This window comes from Flavobacteriales bacterium (assembly GCA_016700415.1).
Classification (GTDB): domain Bacteria; phylum Bacteroidota; class Bacteroidia; order Flavobacteriales_F; family PHOS-HE28; genus PHOS-HE28.
Genome location: CP065018.1, coordinates 317,484 through 335,553, shown reverse-complemented (window position 1 = coordinate 335,553; position 18,070 = coordinate 317,484). Strand labels below are relative to the sequence as shown.

The 18,070-nt window shown below is 59.5% G+C and carries 16 protein-coding genes; 11 read left to right on the top strand and 5 right to left on the bottom strand.

Annotation, left to right across the window (positions count from 1 at the left end; genetic code table 11):
• Positions 1-33: 33 nt before the first annotated feature.
• Genes lpxB through surE form a run of 3 tightly spaced genes read right to left on the bottom strand, consistent with a single transcriptional unit; the run spans position 34 to position 2,217 of the window.
• A complete protein-coding gene (gene lpxB / locus IPP95_01375; protein QQS72908.1) occupies positions 34-1,149 on the bottom strand; it encodes a lipid-A-disaccharide synthase in 1,116 nt (371 codons plus the stop codon).
• On the bottom strand, positions 1,128-1,448 hold the full coding sequence (locus IPP95_01370) for a hypothetical protein (GenBank protein QQS72907.1): 321 nt from the start codon (positions 1,446-1,448) through the stop codon (positions 1,128-1,130). Before IPP95_01370 ends, lpxB begins: the two co-directional genes overlap by 22 nt.
• Complete coding sequence (gene surE / locus IPP95_01365; GenBank protein QQS72906.1) at positions 1,438-2,217, bottom strand: 5'/3'-nucleotidase SurE; 780 nt, start codon at positions 2,215-2,217, stop codon at positions 1,438-1,440. The genes IPP95_01370 and surE overlap by 11 nt, the downstream gene beginning before the upstream one ends.
• 128 nt (positions 2,218-2,345) lie before the next feature.
• Between surE and IPP95_01360 the strand changes: the two genes are divergently transcribed.
• On the top strand, positions 2,346-2,723 hold the full coding sequence (locus IPP95_01360; protein ID QQS72905.1) for a RidA family protein: 378 nt from the start codon (positions 2,346-2,348) through the stop codon (positions 2,721-2,723).
• A gap of 116 nt (positions 2,724-2,839) precedes the next feature.
• Here IPP95_01360 and IPP95_01355 read toward each other — a convergent pair whose 3' ends face one another.
• Positions 2,840-3,307 (bottom strand): hypothetical protein, encoded by a 468-nt coding sequence (locus IPP95_01355; protein QQS72904.1) that lies wholly within the window; start codon positions 3,305-3,307, stop codon positions 2,840-2,842.
• A 76-nt stretch (positions 3,308-3,383) separates the two neighbouring features.
• Entirely contained in the window at positions 3,384-3,890 is a 507-nt protein-coding gene (locus tag IPP95_01350) for a hypothetical protein (GenBank protein QQS72903.1), read from the bottom strand.
• 253 nt (positions 3,891-4,143) lie between these two features.
• Here IPP95_01350 and lpdA point away from each other — a divergent pair, with 253 nt between their 5' ends.
• The 10 genes from lpdA (at position 4,144) to IPP95_01300 (ending at position 18,058) form a co-directional block, all read left to right on the top strand.
• Positions 4,144-5,532, top strand: a complete 1,389-nt coding sequence (gene lpdA, locus IPP95_01345; GenBank protein ID QQS72902.1) for a dihydrolipoyl dehydrogenase — start codon at positions 4,144-4,146, stop codon at positions 5,530-5,532.
• Positions 5,533-5,581: 49 nt separating this feature from the next.
• A complete protein-coding gene (locus IPP95_01340) occupies positions 5,582-6,445 on the top strand; it encodes a class I SAM-dependent methyltransferase (protein ID QQS72901.1) in 864 nt (287 codons plus the stop codon).
• Positions 6,446-6,478: 33 nt separating this feature from the next.
• Complete coding sequence (locus IPP95_01335) at positions 6,479-7,705, top strand: glycosyltransferase (GenBank protein QQS72900.1); 1,227 nt, start codon at positions 6,479-6,481, stop codon at positions 7,703-7,705.
• Between the two features lie 43 nt (positions 7,706-7,748).
• Positions 7,749-8,507: a polysaccharide biosynthesis/export family protein gene (locus tag IPP95_01330; protein ID QQS72899.1), complete on the top strand. Its 759-nt coding sequence runs from the start codon at positions 7,749-7,751 to the stop codon at positions 8,505-8,507.
• A 12-nt stretch (positions 8,508-8,519) separates the two neighbouring features.
• Positions 8,520-10,979 (top strand): polysaccharide biosynthesis tyrosine autokinase, encoded by a 2,460-nt coding sequence (locus IPP95_01325; protein ID QQS72898.1) that lies wholly within the window; start codon positions 8,520-8,522, stop codon positions 10,977-10,979.
• The gene (gene rfbC, locus IPP95_01320) at positions 10,979-11,524 is read left to right on the top strand and encodes a dTDP-4-dehydrorhamnose 3,5-epimerase (GenBank protein QQS74167.1); all 546 of its coding nucleotides are present in this window, start codon (positions 10,979-10,981) and stop codon (positions 11,522-11,524) included. Before IPP95_01325 ends, rfbC begins: the two co-directional genes overlap by 1 nt.
• A gap of 4 nt (positions 11,525-11,528) precedes the next feature.
• Positions 11,529-12,614, top strand: a complete 1,086-nt coding sequence (locus tag IPP95_01315; protein ID QQS72897.1) for an undecaprenyl/decaprenyl-phosphate alpha-N-acetylglucosaminyl 1-phosphate transferase — start codon at positions 11,529-11,531, stop codon at positions 12,612-12,614.
• A gap of 37 nt (positions 12,615-12,651) precedes the next feature.
• A complete protein-coding gene (locus IPP95_01310; GenBank protein ID QQS74166.1) occupies positions 12,652-13,584 on the top strand; it encodes a transglycosylase SLT domain-containing protein in 933 nt (310 codons plus the stop codon).
• Positions 13,585-13,615: 31 nt separating this feature from the next.
• Positions 13,616-16,447 (top strand): excinuclease ABC subunit UvrA, encoded by a 2,832-nt coding sequence (gene uvrA, locus IPP95_01305; GenBank protein QQS74165.1) that lies wholly within the window; start codon positions 13,616-13,618, stop codon positions 16,445-16,447.
• Between the two features lie 162 nt (positions 16,448-16,609).
• The gene (locus IPP95_01300; protein QQS72896.1) at positions 16,610-18,058 is read left to right on the top strand and encodes a hypothetical protein; all 1,449 of its coding nucleotides are present in this window, start codon (positions 16,610-16,612) and stop codon (positions 18,056-18,058) included.
• The last annotated feature ends 12 nt before the right edge of the window (positions 18,059-18,070 follow it).

Genomic DNA, 18,070 nt, shown 5'->3' with positions numbered 1-18,070 from the left:
TCCGGCGCGAAACTACCCGGCCCCGATACGGGGTTACGGACGTGCGCGCAGACTTTTCCACACCCGATCGGCCACATGTGCCGATGCGCCCGGCCCGCCGAGCTTTTCGCGAAGCTCCTGGAGGTCCGCCAGCATTCTGCTCCGGTACGCGTCATCGTTGAGCAGTTGGTCCAGTTCCTTGCGCAATTCTTTGGGCGCCATGTCCTTTTGGATCAGCTCGCGCACCACTTCGCGGCCCATGATCAGGTTCACCAAGGAGATGAAAGGCACTTTGATGAAGCGCTTGGCCAGCCAGACGTTCACCGCACCACCACCGTAGCAGACCGCTTCCGGCGTGCCGATGAGCGCCGTTTCCAACGTAGCGGTACCGCTAGTGACCAGAGCGGCCTTCGCCGTTTTGAGCAAGTCATAAGTGCCATTGGAAACGAGTTCCACCGACGCATCGCCGATGATGTTCCGGTACAATGCTTCCGGCACGGAGGGTGCGGCCGCGACCTTGAAAGCCACCTCCGGGAAATGCTTCACCGTGCTGAGCATCACGGGCAACATGCGCGTGATCTCCTGGGTGCGGCTGCCGGGAAGCAGTGCTACCACAGGCTTCATATCCGCGGCTTCCGGCCGTACTTCCGAGTGGACGGGCAGCGCGTCCAACAGCGGATGGCCCACGAACTCCACCTCCATGCCGTGCTCGGCGTACCACTGCTTCTCGAAGGGCAGGATCACGTACATGTCGTCCACGTTCCGCTTGATGGCCTTCACGCGGCCGGCCTTCCACGCCCATACCTGCGGACTGATGTAGTAGATCACTTGGATACCGTGGGCATGGGCGAACTCGGCGATGCGCAGGTTGAAGCCGGGATAGTCGATAAGGATGATCGCATCGGGCTTGAACGCGAGGATGTCCGCCTTGCATTCCTTGATGTTGCGAAGGATGGTGCGCAGGTTCATCAGCACCTGCGTGAAGCCCATGAAGGCCAGATCGCGGTAGTGCTTCACCACTTCGGCGCCGGCGGCCTGCATGTGGTCGCCGCCCCATGCACGCACCTTCAGTTCCTCTTGCCCGGCCTGAGCGAAGAGCGCCCGCACCAGGTTGCCGCCGTGGAGGTCGCCACTGGCCTCGCCCGCGATCACATAAAGTCTCTTCCCCATAGCAGCAGCAACAGCACGATCACCGCGCCATAGGCGAACATCGCCCCGATGACGCCACGCATGGCCTTGAGCATCCGCCGTTGGTCGAATGCGAAAAAGAGCACCACGTCAGCCAAGAGGCTCAACGACAGCACCGGTGCGATGTTCCCCCGGATGCCGAAGACCATGCCCCGGAGAAAAAATCCCAGTTCCAGCTCCGGCCGAAGCACGGTGACGATGAAGACCGAATACAGGAGCAGGCCGATCAATGGAACGATCAGACCTGCGATCACGCCTGTCCGTACGTTGTCAAAGCGCATGGTCCCACATGTTGATATTGCCCACTTCGTGATGGGCCGTCATGTCGAACTGCACGGGCACGAGGCTCGCATAGCCGTGGCCGGTGGCCCAGACGTCGGTGTCCTCTCCGTGGTCGTTGGCCGTGAACTTGCCTTTGAGCCAATGGTATTCATGGCCCGCAGGGTCCTTCCGGGTGTCAACGGCGTCCTCCCAATGCCCGATCGCCTGCCTGCACACCCGGATGCCCTTGATCGGCCCTTCTGAATTCGCAGGAATGTTCACGTTCAGGCAGCAGCCCTTGCCCAATCCGTTCGCCAGCACGTTGGCCGTTACCGAACGCACCACCGGCCGCGTATGCTCAAATGAAGCCTCGATGCTGTGGTCCATCAGGGAGAAGCCCACGCTGGGGATGCCTTCCAGCGCCCCTTCCACGGCCGCGCTCATGGTGCCGCTATAAAGCACATTGATACTGAGGTTGCTGCCGTGGTTGATCCCGCTGACCAACAACGCCGGACGGCCCTTGATGATGTGGTAGACCGCGAGCTTCACGCAATCCACCGGTGTGCCGGTACAACTGAACGCACGCACCCCTTCCATGAACTCCACTTCACGGAGCCTTAGGAAGTTGTGGATGGTGATGGCATGCCCCATGGCGCTCTGCGGCTTGTCCGGCGCCACTACCAGCACTTCCCCGAAGGCTTTCATCTCCTCCGCAAGCGTCTTGATCCCGGGTGCGAAAATGCCGTCGTCGTTAGTGACGAGGATCAAAGGGCGATCGGTCTTTTCCATGCGGGGCAAAGCTAAGCGGGGCTTCAAATGGAACCCTAATGCATGCCTACGGCAGCCGGGGACGCAGAAAGGGTTGATCATCGCAGATCGATCCTTCCGCCATTTGATGAAAATCCGACCTTTGCGCCATGAAAAAGCCCATTATCCCTGAAGGTGCCGCGAAGCCGTTGGCGCCATACTCCCCCGCAGTAGAGATGAACGGCATGGTGTTCCTCAGTGGCCAGATCGCGTTGATCGGCAGCACCGGCAAGCTTCAGATGGCCTCGATTGCCGAGGAGACCAAGCAGGTGATGGAGAACATCTCGATCCTGCTGAAGGCGTCCGGACTGAGCTTCGAGCACTTGGTGAAATGCACGATCTTCCTCAGCAGCATGGACCACTATGGGGCCGTGAACGAGGTGTACGGCAAGTACTTCGGTGATGTGCCCCCGGCACGCGAGGCGGTCGCGGTAAAGGGATTGCCTGCCGGAGTGAACGTGGAGATCAGCGGGATCGCGATGCGATGAACATAGAACGCAGATGACGCTGAAAGGGCTGATCACCGCTGATAAATTGTGGCGGAAAGAGGGCCTCAGATGACGCGATGAACTCAGGGTCCCGGAGCGGAGACTCTGAGTGGAATCTACTTCAACGACTTCCGGTGGATGAAGTAGAGGTAGCACCAGTTCAAGGCCAGGAAGAAACCGAGGATGTTGAGCGTTGCCGACCCTGCGATCATGATCGGGACCAGCATACCGAGCAGTTGTGCGCTGGTGTATATGTGGAAGCCGTCGAATTTTCCGTTCCACATGCGGAAGACACCGACGAAGCGCGCCAAGGTGCGTAAGGCGAAGACGCCCATGAGCGCCACGCCGTGGGCACGCATCACGCCCACGTAGGTGAGCAAGGCATCTTGCTGGTCCGGCTTTAAGTAGGAGGACCACGTGGTCTCGATGATCTGGCGCACCTCCTCCACGCTCATGCTCTTTATCGCATACGCGCCCAGAATACCGATCAGGTAGATCGGGAATACCACGCCCTGGTTGATGAAGCTGGCCACGCAGAGCCGCGTCAGCATCACCGGTCGCGCTTCCACCACGATCTTCTCCATTTGTTGTTCCACCGCGCTAAGCAACGAAAAAAGCCCCCGACCACGCCGGGGGCTTTTTCGTTAAGGATGGTCAGCCTCAATGCATGTGCTTGAGGTTCACCGCGTAAAGGATGATGAAGACGAGCGAGAAGAAGCCAACAAAGCCCACGCTCGCTAATGCCATCATACTGCCACCTAGATATACGATGGGCACCGCCAGCCCTCCGATCGCGGCAAGCACGTACAGCCAGAAGCCGCTCTTCTTCAGGTTCCACATCTGCCACACGCCGAACAGGCTTATCAGCGCAAGGACGACCCCCGCGATCCCCATGGGCTTTGCGTTCTCAGCGGCCCGTTCAGTCATCTCCATCGCGGAATCCATCATGCGGCCGGCCATCCCGTCCGCCTGATCCCCTAATTGCGCTTTGGCCTCCTCCATCTTGGCCCGTCCTTCCTCGATCGCAGCCGTCTGGTCGGTCGTCACCGTCTGAATTCCGTTGATGACGCCCCACGCGCCCATGATGAAGCTGATGATGCAGATCACGGTGAGCAATGTGGGCCTGGCCGGTGCAGCACCCATGGTTGAAGTGTTCGTGTCGTTCATGCCGATGTGGATTTTGGTTCGAACGAAAATAGCGGCCACGACAAGCTGACGATCGGCAGAACCGGCAGAATATCGCCGTGTGATCGTTGATAACCGGAGGGATAGGAGCATTGGCGCGAGCTGAGCGCCTACGGTACCGGGGCCAAGCCGGAGCGGAACTCAATGAGGGATCTTCGCCTTCGCGCCGTCGGGCTAACTTCGCGCCGCGCCTGTTCAGGGCGAGCAAAAACAACCAATCCTATTCCCTGCGAAGATGACCTATGATGTGATCGTTCTCGGCAGCGGCCCCGGCGGCTATGTAGCCGCCATCCGCGCCAGTCAGTTGGGCCTGAAAACGGCCATCGTTGAGAAGGAGGCCCTAGGCGGCATCTGTCTCAACTGGGGCTGCATCCCGACCAAGGCCCTCCTCAAGAGCGCCAACGTGTTCGAGTACATCAACCACGCGAAGGACTACGGCATCACCGTGGGGGCGCCGACGGCCGACTTCAAAGGGATCGTGCAGCGCAGCCGTGACGTGGCCAAGGGCATGAGCAACGGCGTGCAGTTCCTGATGAAGAAGAACAAGATCGACGTGGTGATGGGCACCGGCGTGCTGAAGCCGGGGAAGAAGATCGAGGTGACCGGTGCTGACGGCAAGAAGCAGACCCTGGAGGGCAAGCACGTCATCATTGCCACTGGCGCCCGCAGCCGCGAACTGCCCGCCCTGAAGCAGGACGGCAAGAAGGTGATCGGCTACCGCGAGGCCATGTCCCTGCCCGCACAGCCAAAGAGCATGGTGGTGGTGGGCAGCGGGGCCATCGGCAGTGAGTTCGCCTATTTCTACAACGCCTTAGGCACGAAGGTCACTCTGGTGGAATTCATGCCGAACGTGGTGCCCGTGGAAGATGAAGACGTCAGCAAGCAGCTTGAGAAGAGCTTCAAGAAACAGGGCATCGAGGTGATGACCTCCAGCGAAGTGACCAAAGTGGACAGCAGCGGCAAGGGTTGCAAGGTGACCGTAAAGACCCCGAAAGGTGACCAGACCATCGAGTGCGACATCGTGCTGAGCGCGGTGGGCATCGCCTGCAACATCGAAGGCATCGGCTTGGAGGAAGTGGGCATCGTGACGGACAAGGGAAAGATCAAAGTGGACGGCTTTAGCGCCACGAACATCCCCGGCTACTACGCCATCGGGGACGTCACCCCCGGACAGGCGCTCGCGCACGTAGCCAGTGCCGAGGGCATCATCTGCGTGGAGAAGATCGCCGGGAAGAACCCGGAGCCATTGGACTACAACAACATCCCGGGCTGCACGTACTGCTCGCCGGAGATCGCCAGCGTGGGCTACACCGAGAAAGCCGCCAAGGAAAAGGGCTACGAGCTGAAGATCGGCAAGTTCCCCTTCACTGCATCGGGCAAGGCCAGCGCCGCCGGGGCGAAGGACGGTTTCGTGAAACTGATCTTCGACGCCAAGTACGGCGAACTGCTGGGCGCGCACATGATCGGCATGAACGTGACGGAGATGATCGCCGAGTGCGTGGCCATGCGCAAGTTGGAGACCACTGGGCACGAGATCATCAAGACGGTACACCCCCACCCTACCATGAGCGAGGCCATCATGGAGGCTGCGGCCGCGGCATACGGCGAAGTGATCCACCTATAGGGGGCGAAAGACCTTTCGCCCCGGGGTTGGTACCACGGGGCAACCACGGATGAAAACCTTGGCATTCAACGCTCTTGAAGATCAAGGACGGGTAATGCGTTTTTTCGACCGCCTGGCCCCGGATTACGGGGAGCGGTACGGAGGGAAGGACCGCTTTCACGACCACTTTTTCCAGGAACGCTTGACAAAGGCCATCCTCGGTCTGGACCTTTCGGACCGGGATGTGCTGGACATCGGGAGCGGGACCGGGGACCTGTACGCGAAGCTTATCACCCGGTTCCCGGACATGCGTTTCATCGCGACGGACGTGAGTGCAGGGATGCTGGCCAAAAGCAAAGTACCCGCTTCCCAACGCCTTCTCGGCCATGCCTACGACCACGCCATGGGCGACCGCCGTTTCCATGCCATCTTCATGCTTGGCGTGTCCACCTATATGGACCGGCAGGAATTGGAAAAGAACCTGGCTTTCGCCGCCCGGCACCTGGCCCCTGGCGGGACCTTCACGGCCACCTTTACCAACAAGCATGCGCTGGACTCCTGGACCAGGGCGCTGGCCCGTTGGCCTCTGCGGCTTTTCAGCCGAGGCGACCATGTCCTCACCAGCGACCTGCGCATCCACCGCTACAGCTTCCGCGAAACCCGATCGATCGTGGAACGCCACTTCACCATCAAGGGCTGGGACCTTTTGAACCACACAATATTCCCGGCAAACCACCTGCTACCGGACGCTTCCATCCGTTTGGCCCGTGGCCTTTCCGACCGGAAAGGCACTGCCGCATGGCTCCGGTTCCTCAGTTCAGACCTGATGGTCCATGCCGAAAGCCGATATTCGCCACCCGAAACTTTGGGAACGGAAGGCAACCAAGCGCATCCTGAACGTCTATCAAAAGCAGCCCCCGGCCCGAACGAATAAGCCATTGCGGCGACCGTTCACCCGAAATCACAAATGCCCCGCATCCTACACATCAATAACCGCTTCAACTTGGGGGGGCCCACCCACAATCTGGCCTATCTGGCGCGGTATATGCCCGCTGGTTTTGAGACTTTGCTGGTGGGCGGCCCCCCGGAGGGCACGGAGGAGAGCAGTGCCCACATCCTCTCCGAACTGGGGGTGGAGGCCATGATACTGCCGGAAATGTGCCGGGCCATTTCCCCCTCCCGGGACCTGAGCGCCTATCGCCGCATCAAGCAAGTGATCAAGGAATTCAAGCCGGACATCGTGCATACCCATGCCGCGAAGGCGGGCGCAGTAGGCCGGATGGCGGCGAGCGAGCTCGGGGTGAAGGGGATCGTCCACACCTTTCATGGGCACGTCTTCCACAGCTATTTCGGGCCGGTGCGCACTTCGGTGTTCAAGAACGTGGAGCGTTATCTGGCCGGACGTTCCTCGCAGATCATCGCGATCAGCGATCGGCAGAAGACCGAACTGGTGGAAGAGCACCGGATCTGCCGCGCCGACAAGGTGACCGTGATCCCGTTAGGGCTCGACCTGAGCAAGTTCCGTGAGGACCAGGACCTGAAACGGGCCTTGTTCCGCCGTGTTTATGGCGTGGCTGACGACGAGGTGGCCATCGGCATCGTTGGGCGGTTGGTCCCGGTGAAGAACCACGCACTTTTCCTGAAGGGGATGAAACACGTAAGGGACCGGACCGGAAAGAAGGTAAGGGCTTTTGTGGTGGGCGATGGCGAAGAACGGGAGAGCATCCAGCGTGCCGCGGCGGAACTTGGCCTCAGCATGGCGCATGCCCGCAGCTTCAACGGCGGCGGGTTCGGCCATGGCGTGAACGGGAAGCCCATCGTGGACCGTGCCGACATCACTTTCACCAGCTGGGTGCGGGAGATCGATATCGTACATGCCGGCGTTGACGCCGTGGCTTTGACGAGCTTCAACGAGGGAACCCCTGTGAGCCTGATCGAGGCACAGGCCGCCAGCCGCGCCGTGGTCAGCACCCGCGTTGGGGGTATCGAGAACGTGGTAAATGACGGCGTGACCGGCCTGCTCAGCGCCAACAACGACGCACGGTCCTTCGGGGAAAACCTGCTGCGCCTGGTGGATGATGCCCCCTTGCGCGCCCGTTTGTCCTCCGCCGGATGGGCACATGTGGGCGAGCGCTACCACTATTCACGCCTCATCAGCGACACGGCCGAGCTCTATCAACGGCTGATCGCCTGAAGGGGAGACGCCTATGGTTTACTTTTGCCCGAAATCAGAGGGAATGGGGAGGGTATCGATCGTGCTGGCCTTGGCTGCGCTCATGTTATCCGGTTGCGTGATCAACCGGGACATCATGTTCAAGACGCCGCACGACTTTGAGTTCGACACGGTGTCCGACACCTTGGACCGCCAGTTCAAGATCCAATCGGACGACATCCTCAGTTTCCGGATGTTCTCCAACGATGGATTCAAGATGATCGATCTGGTGAACGAAAATCAGGGGAGCATGAGCTCCACCAACCGCATCCAGTTCAGCTACACCGTGGACCCCGACGGTGCGACCAGGCTTCCGGTGATCGGGGCGGTGCATCTTTCGGGCTTGACGGTGCGCGAGGCGGAAATGAAGTTGGAAAATCTGTATACGGTGTATTATCAAAAGCCCTTTGTCCTGTTGGCCGTAAGCAACCGGCGTGTCGTGGTCTTTCCCGGCGGCGGCGGCGATGCAAAGATCGTCCCCTTGGAAAAGAACAACACCACGATGCTGGAGGTATTGGCCAGTGCCGGCGGTCTGGCCAGCAGAGGCGACGCGCACCGGGTCAAGCTCTTCCGCAGGGACAGCGACGGGGGCCGGAAGGTGTTCCAGTTCGACCTTTCCGATATCGACAACCTGAAGTATGCGGACATGGTGATGCAGGCGGACGATGTGATCTACGTGCAACCGAACGCCGAGATCGCAAGAGGACTTCTCCAGCAGATCACTCCGTTGATCACCCTGCTGACCACAACGATCCTGGTGATCGGCATAGCAAAGTCGTTTTAACCGGGCCCAGGTATGCTGAACGATGATGTGAGCAACAATGCGGCCCAGCTGGACAGCTACCGCGAGCGCATCACCAACTTCAGCAACGAGTTCGACCTCGGCCTCTTCATCTATATCGTCAGGCGGTCCCTCATCTGGATCGGCATGTGCCTGCTCTTGGCTTTCAGCGCAGCATATCTCTATCTGCGTTATACGGCGCCCACTTATGCCAGCAGCGTCCTACTCCAGTTGGGGCAAAGCAATAATGCGCAAATGGTGCTGAAGGTGAACGACCTGATGGAGAACAATACGCTGCAGGCGGATGTTCAGCTGCTCCGTTCGAAGTTCTTTGTCGCCAAGGCCGTGGCACTTCTTCCATTGGAAGTACGCTATTTCTTCCGGGGCCAGATCCTGACCGAGGAATACTATAGGCAATCCTTTTACAACGTGGACCACCTGAAGGTGATCGACGCGGAGGTGTGGGGCAGGCCGATCAGTGTGATGCCGCTCGATGACGGGAACCTGCAGCTCACCTATACGATCGGCGTGACGCCCTACACTGTCCCGGTGACCGTGGGCAAGGAATTCAGCACCCCTCATTTCAATGGCAGGATCGTGACCGATGCTGGTCGCAAATGGCCCGCAGGTATCGAACGCGGCACACTCTATTTCACAATTAATGACCCTATGTCGCTGACGAGCGTTTTCGCCAGCCGGATCAACGTGACGATCAACGACCCGAGTGCCAAGACCATCAACATCGGGTATAGCGACCATAACGCGTTACTTGCCCGGGATATCTGCCAGGCCATGGCGGACGCATACATCACCTATGACCTGGAACGGAAGTCCGAAAGTGCTGAGAACATACTCCGGTTCATTGAAAGCCAGAAGGACACGGTGTTCGAGGAATTGAGGGCCAGCGAATTGAAACTGGAGTTTTTCAAGCGGGACAACCGGGTGGCCGACATGGACCAGCTCACCCCCCTCCTTCTCCAGCGTTCGGACGAATATGAGGACGAGATGCTGAAGCTCCGCATGGAGGACAACCTACTGAAGGAGATCGAGCATGCGGCGAAACAGGACGAGGGGCACCTGAACGTTTACGAGCTGACGCCCATGCTGATCGGCACCGACTTCGCCTCCTCCTTGGAGGCTGCCATCACCCGGCTGGGCAAGATGCTCGAGGAAAGAGCAACGATGGCCTTCGAGGTCACTTTGGAAAATGCGAGCCTTATGGCGTTGGACAGGCAGATCGCAATGCAACAGGGCCTGATCATGGAAAGTGTCGCGACCATGCGTTCCCGTATTGCCTCACGCATGGATGACTATTCCGCGAAACTGAGCGAATACGAGCTTCGTTTCTCCCAAATGCCCGAACAGGAGCTGGCCTATGCCCGGATCAACCGCCTGTTCAACATCAACGAGAAGTTTTACACCCAGCTTTTGGAGAAGGACATCGAATACCGGATCAGCAAAGCCGGCTTCGTACCCGAGAACCACGTGCTGGAATCGGCGGTGTTGCCGACGACACCGATCTCCCCGAACCGGAGCATAGTGATGCTCTCATATATCCTCACGGGCCTTATCATAGGGGTGTTGATCGTGTTGGTGCGCTATATCCTGCATAACAACATCACCTCGTTGAACGACATCGCCAAGGCGAGCAATTCCTCGGTGGGGATCCTGGGCATGGTGCCCAAATACAAGAAGGAGATCCCCGTAAGCCAACTGCTGGTGGACAAGAACCCGAAGTCGTTGATCGCCGAAAGCTTCCGCAGCGTCCGTACCAACCTCCAGTTCGTGGATAATTCCCCCGGACCAAAATTGATCGCGGTGACCAGCACCATCTCCGGCGAGGGCAAGACGTTCGTGGCGATCAACCTGGGCGGGATCATCAGCTTCAGCGAAAAGCGCGTGGTAATACTTGACCTGGACATGCGGAAACCGAAGATCCACTTGGGTTTCGGGGTGGAGAACATCCGGGGGATGAGCACGTTGCTCATCGGCAAGGACGAGATCCAGAGTTGCCTCCAGCACAGCGATCTGCCGGGGCTGGACTTCATCACTGCCGGGCCGATACCGCCCAATCCCAGTGAGCTGATCATCAGCGCGAACATGACCCGCATATTGGAGTCCCTGAAGAAGGAATACGATGTCGTGCTGATCGACACCCCGCCCGTGGGCTTGGTGACGGACGGTATTTCCATCATCCAAAGCGCCGATATCCCCATCTATATTTTCAGGGCGGACTATTCCAAGAAGTCCTTTGTCCAGAACGTGGACAGATTGATGAACGAGAACCACATTACACGGCTCAGTGCCGTGCTGAACGGAGTGGATGTGGACCGCAACAAATACGGCTATGCCTATGGCTACGGATACGGCTATGGTTATGGGTATGGGTATGGGTATGGCTACGGATACTATGAGGACCGCGCCAAAACAAAAATGCCCTCCAACTGGTTCTCCAAGCTATTCAACCGGATATGATCGAAGTCTTCAAAACCCGGATGGACGGACTATTGCGATTACGCCCGCGGGTATTCACTGACGAACGGGGCCATTTCATGGAACCGTTCAATTCGGCCACTTTCGCGCAAGCCACGGGCATCACCGACCAGTTCCTACAGGACAATGAAAGCCGATCCACGGCAGGTGTGCTGCGCGGCCTCCATGTTCAAACCGCCCCGCATGCCCAGGCCAAGCTGGTCCGGGTGGTCAAAGGTGCCGTGCTTGACGTTTGTGTGGACCTGCGCCCGGGCAGTCCCACCTTTGGTGAGCACTTCAGCATCCGCTTGGACCATGTGGACCATGACATGCTGTACATCCCCGCAGGCATGGCGCATGGTTTTCTGGCCTTGGAGGACGACACCATCTTCGCCTACAAGTGTTCCGCGTATTACGCCCCGGCAGCGGAACGCACCATCCTCTGGAACGATCCGGACCTGGGCATCCATTGGGGCGTCGAGAAGCCATTGATCAGTGCGAAAGACCTCGCTGGTTCCTCTTTCGCATCGCGAGCTTGGGAGAATTAGGCCCATGTATACAGCGAACCAGTTGTTCCTCATCCTGAGCGGCCTGTTCTTTCTGGCGCTGGTGTTCTCCTTATTGGTGAACTCGGTGTTCATGCGCTTCTTCCGGACCTTCGGGATCCGCGAGGACGCCCCGACGATGGTACGCTGGAACGCCTCGGCGAAACCCGCCTTCGGAGGGATCGGTTTCTTCATCGTGTTCCTCTTTGCCTTCGCTGCCTACGGCGTCCTCTTCCCGAACAATGCATCCGACCCGTTCCAACCGAAATTATTGGGCCTGTTGGCGGCCACCGGCCTAGGATTCCTCATGGGCCTGGCCGACGATGCCTACGATACCCGTCCCCTGCTGAAATTCGCGACCCAAGTGGCCTGCGGGGTGTTGCTGCTGGGCACCGGCACCGGTATTCACCTCTTCAATATCCCCGCATTGGACAATACACTTACCATCCTATGGGTGGTGGGCATGATGAACGCGATCAACATGCTGGACAACATGGACGCCATCACCACGGTGGTGACCTTGGCCATCCTTGTCGCCGCGCTGATCCAATTGCTGCCCCTGGGCAACGCCGCCGATGTCAACACGGTGATCATCATCGCGGTCTGCGGAGCCATCGGTGGCTTTCTCTTCTTCAACTGGCACCCCTCGCGGATGTACATGGGCGATACGGGAAGCCAATTCCTGGGGGTTTTCATAGCGTATCTCGGCATCCGCTATTTCTGGAACGGCACTTCCCTCGCAGGGGCCATCGAACCCTGGCGGCAGATCTCCATCACCGCGATGGTGTTCATCCTACCGCTTGCCGACACCACCACCGTGTCCATCAACCGCATGCTGCGCGGCCAATCCCCGTTCGTGGGCGGCAAGGACCATACAACGCACTTCATGAGCTATGCCGGCCTCACGGATTCACAGGTGGCCATGGTGTTCGGTGGTCTCGGTCTGGTATCCAGCTTCCTCAGCTTCATCGCGCTCCGTTTCATCCCTGTCTGGCGTCCGTTGCATTCCTTTCTCTTCCTCGGGTACGCCTTGGTGGTGTTCATCTTTCTCTTCGGCTTGACGAAAAGGCGGAGGATCGACCGACCTTTGTAGCCCCATGCGCAACTTCCCTTCCATCATCGGCAAAAGCATGCTGATGCTGCTGCTCATCGGTGGTGGTGCCATTGCGCTACAGGTCCTCGCCTTCAGTACCAGCGGTGAGGATACCGATCTGGACCATCAACGGCGTTTCAACGAGAGCTACAACATCTTCAGCCTCAACCTGCCCACGCACTTGGAATTCTGCGGCGAGAAAGTGCCGTTGGAACAGGTGGACGTGCGCGAACGCTTGGACCGTGAGCTGTTGGTGAACACCTACTGGCAGAGCAGTTCACTACTGGCGCACAAGCGGGCGAACAGGTGGTTCCCGGTGATCGAGCCGATCCTGAAGCGGGAGGGCGTACCGGACGACATGAAGTACATCCCCCTGGTGGAGAGCGGCCTCACCCATGTGGTGAGCCCTACGGGCGCGGTGGGTTTTTGGCAGTTCATGCAGGCCACCGCTATCGCTGAGGGGCTGGAGGTGAACAACGAGGTGGACGAGCGGTACAATGTGGTCCGCAGCACGGAAGCCGCCTGCGCCTTCCTGAAGGAGGCCCACGCCCGCTATGGTTCCTGGGCCATGGCCGCTGCCAGCTACAACCTGGGCCAAGGCAATCTGGAGAAGCAGCTCGGCCGCCAGAAGGAAACCAACTACTTCGACCTGCTGCTGCCGGAAGAGACCTCGCGCTACATCTTCCGCGTACTGGCAATGCGGTCCATCATCACCGATCCGGAGCGCTATGGTTTTCATCTGCGCAAGAAGGACCTCTACCCTCCGTATCATACGCATGCCGTGACGTTGGCGCCTCCCGCGGCCGACCTGAACGCCTTCGCGAATGCGAACGGAACGAACTATAAGACCTTGAAACTGTTGAATCCCTGGCTGCGCGACAACATCCTCACGGACCATCCCGGGAAGACCTATACCGTGCTGCTGCCGGACAAAGGGTTCGATCAGGCCACGGCGGACGATGAGCAATAAGGGGAACAACCTTTCCGCAGCGGAAGCCGGTATGTTGGCAGATCCCCTGGAGGAGGAGCACATCGAGGTCCTCGGTGCGCGCGTCCACAACCTGAAGAACATCGACGTTCGCATCCCCCGGGACAAGCTGGTGGTGGTGACCGGCCTTAGCGGGAGCGGAAAAAGCTCACTTGCCTTCGACACGATACATGCTGAAGGCCAACGGCGCTACATCGAGACGTTCAATGCCTACGCCCGTCAATTTCTTGGCGGGATCGAGCGGCCGGACGTGGACCTGATCACCGGGCTCAGCCCCGTGATCGCCATCGAGCAGAAGACCATCAGCCGGAACCCGCGCAGCACCGTGGGCACCATCACGGAGATCTACGACCTGCTGCGCCTGCTCTATGCCCGTGTGGCCGATGCGTACAGCCACGTCACCGGCGAGCGCATGGTACGCTACACCGACAAGCAGATCACCGACCTGCTGATGAAAGAGCACGAAGGGCAGGACCTGCTGATCCTCGCACCCTTGGTCCGCGGCCGAAAAGGACATTACCGCGAGCTCTTCGAGCAACTCCTGCGCCAAGGCTTTCTGCGCGCCCGCGTGGACGGGAACGTGATCGATATCACCGGACGGCCGCGCTTGGACCGCTACAAGACGCACGACATCGAACTGGTGGTGGACCGGCTCAAGGTATCCTCCGCACAGGCCAAACGGCTGAAGGAAAGCTGTGCCACCGCGCTGAAGTACGGCAAGGGCAACATGATCGCGCTCGACACGAAGGATCCGGACTCTCCGCGCTATCTCAGCCGCCATTTGATGGACCCCGTCAGCGGCATCGCCTACGAGGAACCCGAACCGAACCTCTTCAGCTTCAACAGCCCCTATGGCGCGTGCCCACAGTGCGGGGGCCTGGGTCAGGTGACCGAGGCGGCACCTGAGAAGATCGTCCCCGACCGTTCCAAAAGCCTGAAACGAGGTGCCATCCCGGCGTTGGGCAGCTACAAACCCATGGGCATCTTCCGGCAGGTGGAAGCCGTGCTGGAGAATTATGGGCATGACGCGAACACGCCGTTCGACGAGATGGAGGACGAGGTGCTCACCACCATCCTGAACGGCCTTGACGAACCACTGCGGATCGTCAGCAAGGCGGGCCTCAGCGATCGCACCATCCGCTTCGACGGCATCATCCCCTTCATCCTCGAGCAAGCGCAGGACGGCCCACAAAGCGCACGCAAGTGGGCAGGGCAGTTCACACGCATGGTGGAATGCCCACTGTGTGAAGGTACCCGGCTGAAGAAAACAGCGCGCTGGTTCCGCATCGGGAACAAGAACATCGCGGAGCTGGCACAAATGCCGATCAACGAACTGCACGCACACATGCAGGCGTTGCCGAAAAAGTTGAACGAACGCCAAGCGGTGATCGCGCATGAGGTGGTGAAGGAGATCGCATCGCGCAGCCAGTTCCTGCTGGACGTGGGCCTCGAATACCTCACGTTGGACCGCAGCGCCCGCACGCTTAGCGGTGGCGAGGCACAGCGGATCCGGTTGGCCACGCAGATCGGGAGCCAGCTCACCGGCGTGCTTTACATCCTGGACGAGCCCAGCATCGGGCTGCACATGCGCGACGACCACCGCCTGATCGACAGCCTGCGGGACCTGCGGGACGGCGGGAACAGTGTACTGGTGGTGGAGCACGACAAAGAAATGATGATGCACGCGGACCACATCATCGACATCGGGCCCGGCGCCGGGATCCATGGTGGGCATGTGGTGGCGCAAGGCACACCTGAGGAACTGATGCGCAGCGGATCCCTCACCGCGCGTTACCTCACCGGAGAGGAACGCATCGCCATTCCCAAAGTGCGTCGAAAGGGCAACGGGCACGTGCTCCGCCTGAAAGGCGCTTCGGGCAACAACCTCAAGGACGTGGACCTCACGCTTCCTTTGGGCACCTTCATCTGCATCACCGGCGTGAGCGGCAGCGGCAAGAGCACCCTGATCGACGACACGCTCTACCCCATCCTCAGCAAGACCTTCCACCGTGCGCAGACCCATCCATTGCCCTACAAAAGCATCGAAGGGCTGAAGCATCTCGACAAGGTGATCGAAGTGGACCAATCGCCCATCGGCCGCACACCGCGCAGCAATCCGGCCACGTACACCGGCCTGTTCGACCACGTCAGACAGCTGTTCGCGGCACTGCCCAGCGCGAAGATCCGCGGGTACAGGACGGGGAGGTTCAGTTTCAACACACCGGGCGGCCGCTGCGAGACCTGTAAGGGCGCCGGCGTACGCACCATCGCCATGAACTTCCTGCCCGACGTGGCCGTGCCCTGTGAAACGTGCCGCGGAAAACGCTACGACCGCGAAACGCTCGAGGTCCGCTTCAAGGGCAGGAACATCGCCGACGTGCTTGCGCTCACCGTGGAAGAAGCGATGGAGGTCTTCAGCGAGATCCCCAACATCAGTTCAAAGCTCAGCACCTTGCTCGACGTCGGGCTCGGCTACATCACCTTGGGACAGGGCAGCACCACGCTAAGCGGTGGTGAGGCACAGCGCATCAAGTTGGCCACGGAGCTGAGCAAACGCCACACCGGCAGCACGTTCTACATTCTTGACGAACCCACCACCGGCCTGCATTTCGACGACACCCGCCAATTGATCCACGTGCTGGACAAACTTGTGGAGCACGGTAACACGGTGCTCACCATCGAGCACAACATGGACATCATCAAAGTGGCGGACCATGTGATCGACATGGGGCCCGAAGGTGGCGAAGGCGGTGGGCGCATCGTGGCGCACGGCACACCGGAGGAAGTGGCGTTGACGGGGCGCGGACACACCGCCAAATTCCTGGAACGCGAGCTCTTCAACTGAACCGTGCCTGTCGCACGAACGCCTTCTCCCAGAAATGGAAGGCGGCCTGCTCTTCAACACGCCGTTGTTGGAAGATGGCGCACTGCGCACGGTGCGCGGCACATGGCGCGCGGATAAGTTTGCTCACGTCGAAAAAAGCAACCATCCGCGAAGCCCGATCACATGGTCAAGATATTTACCTTACTCAATGTAGCAGGTCTGTTCCTCTTCAACCTGCTCTTCGTCGGGGACATCAGCATCGTACAGGACATGCCTGCAAAAATGGACCCGGGGACGGAGGTCCGCGTCACTGTTACGATCAACAAGGACAAGATCTCCGGCTTCGCCAAACTGCAACTTGACCTGCCTCCGGGACTTACTGCAACCTCCATCGAAACCAAAGGAGCGTCCTTCACCTTCGCGGACGGAAAGGCCAAATTCATCTGGATGGCGTTGCCCACCCAGCCTTCCTTCAAGGTGAGCTACACCCTCAGTGCCGATGCCAATGCCGCAGGTCCCATGCAAGTGACCGGTCGGCTGTCCTACATCGAGGACAACGAGCGTAAGACCGTGGATATGGTGCCGTCCAACATCACCGTCGGCACCGGCAGCGCTGTTGCCTCCACACCTTCCTCCGTCAACGAGCAAGCGGCGGGTAGCGGGGGTGGCACGACCACCGAAGACACTCAGGCAGAAGAGGCCCTAACCTCACAAGGTGCCATCGCGGCAGCCTTGGAACAGTCCGTGATACCCGATGTCGCCGCGACCGATATATCGAGCATCCTCCCGCAGACCGGCCCCGGAGATGTGAACGCATCACGCACCATCACCCCGGTCAATGCTACGGAGATGCTTGTGGCGGTGACCATCAAGAAAGGCCTCCTGCGAGGATTCGGGAAATTGCAGGAGACGGTACCGGAAGGATTCACCGTGGTGGCAAAGGAATCCGATGATGCCATCTTCAGCACCAAAGGCCGCATGGCCAAATTCGTTTGGCTGAACCTGCCTTCGAAAGAAGAGATGAAGGTGACTTACCGCTTGATCGCGCCTACCACCGCCAGCGGCGAACTCGCAGTGAACGGCGAATTCGGATACTTGCTGAATGACCTCACACAACGCGCAGTGATCGGCACCACCAACTTCTCTGTTGGTGGAACGGTCGCGGACAACACGCCAGTGAAGAAGCCGGAAACCAACACTTCCACAGCGGCCACCACCACGCAGCAGGCGACGACCACACCGGTACCCACGGTGACCAAGTCCACCCGGACAGAGCCTTCCACGGATGCCGTCGCTTCCAAACCTTCCAAGGCCAAGGTGACTTCCACCCCGGCACCGGAATCCGGCATTACCTTCAAGGTGCAGATCACAGCCGCCCACCGCGAAGTTGGCAAGCCCTATTTCGTGCAGCGCCACCGCTACGACGGTGATTTCAGCATCGAGCGGAACGATGGATGGATCAAGTACGTCACCGGCATGTTCGACCGCTACCGCGCCGCCCGCGACCAACGTCAGGCTTATCTTGACGCCAACTACAACTTCCCCGGCCCCTTCGTCACTGCATACAACAACGGCGAGCGGATCACCGTGCAGGAAGCCTTGATGATCGCCAAACAAAGCGCGGCGCAGTGAGCTGAATTTTTC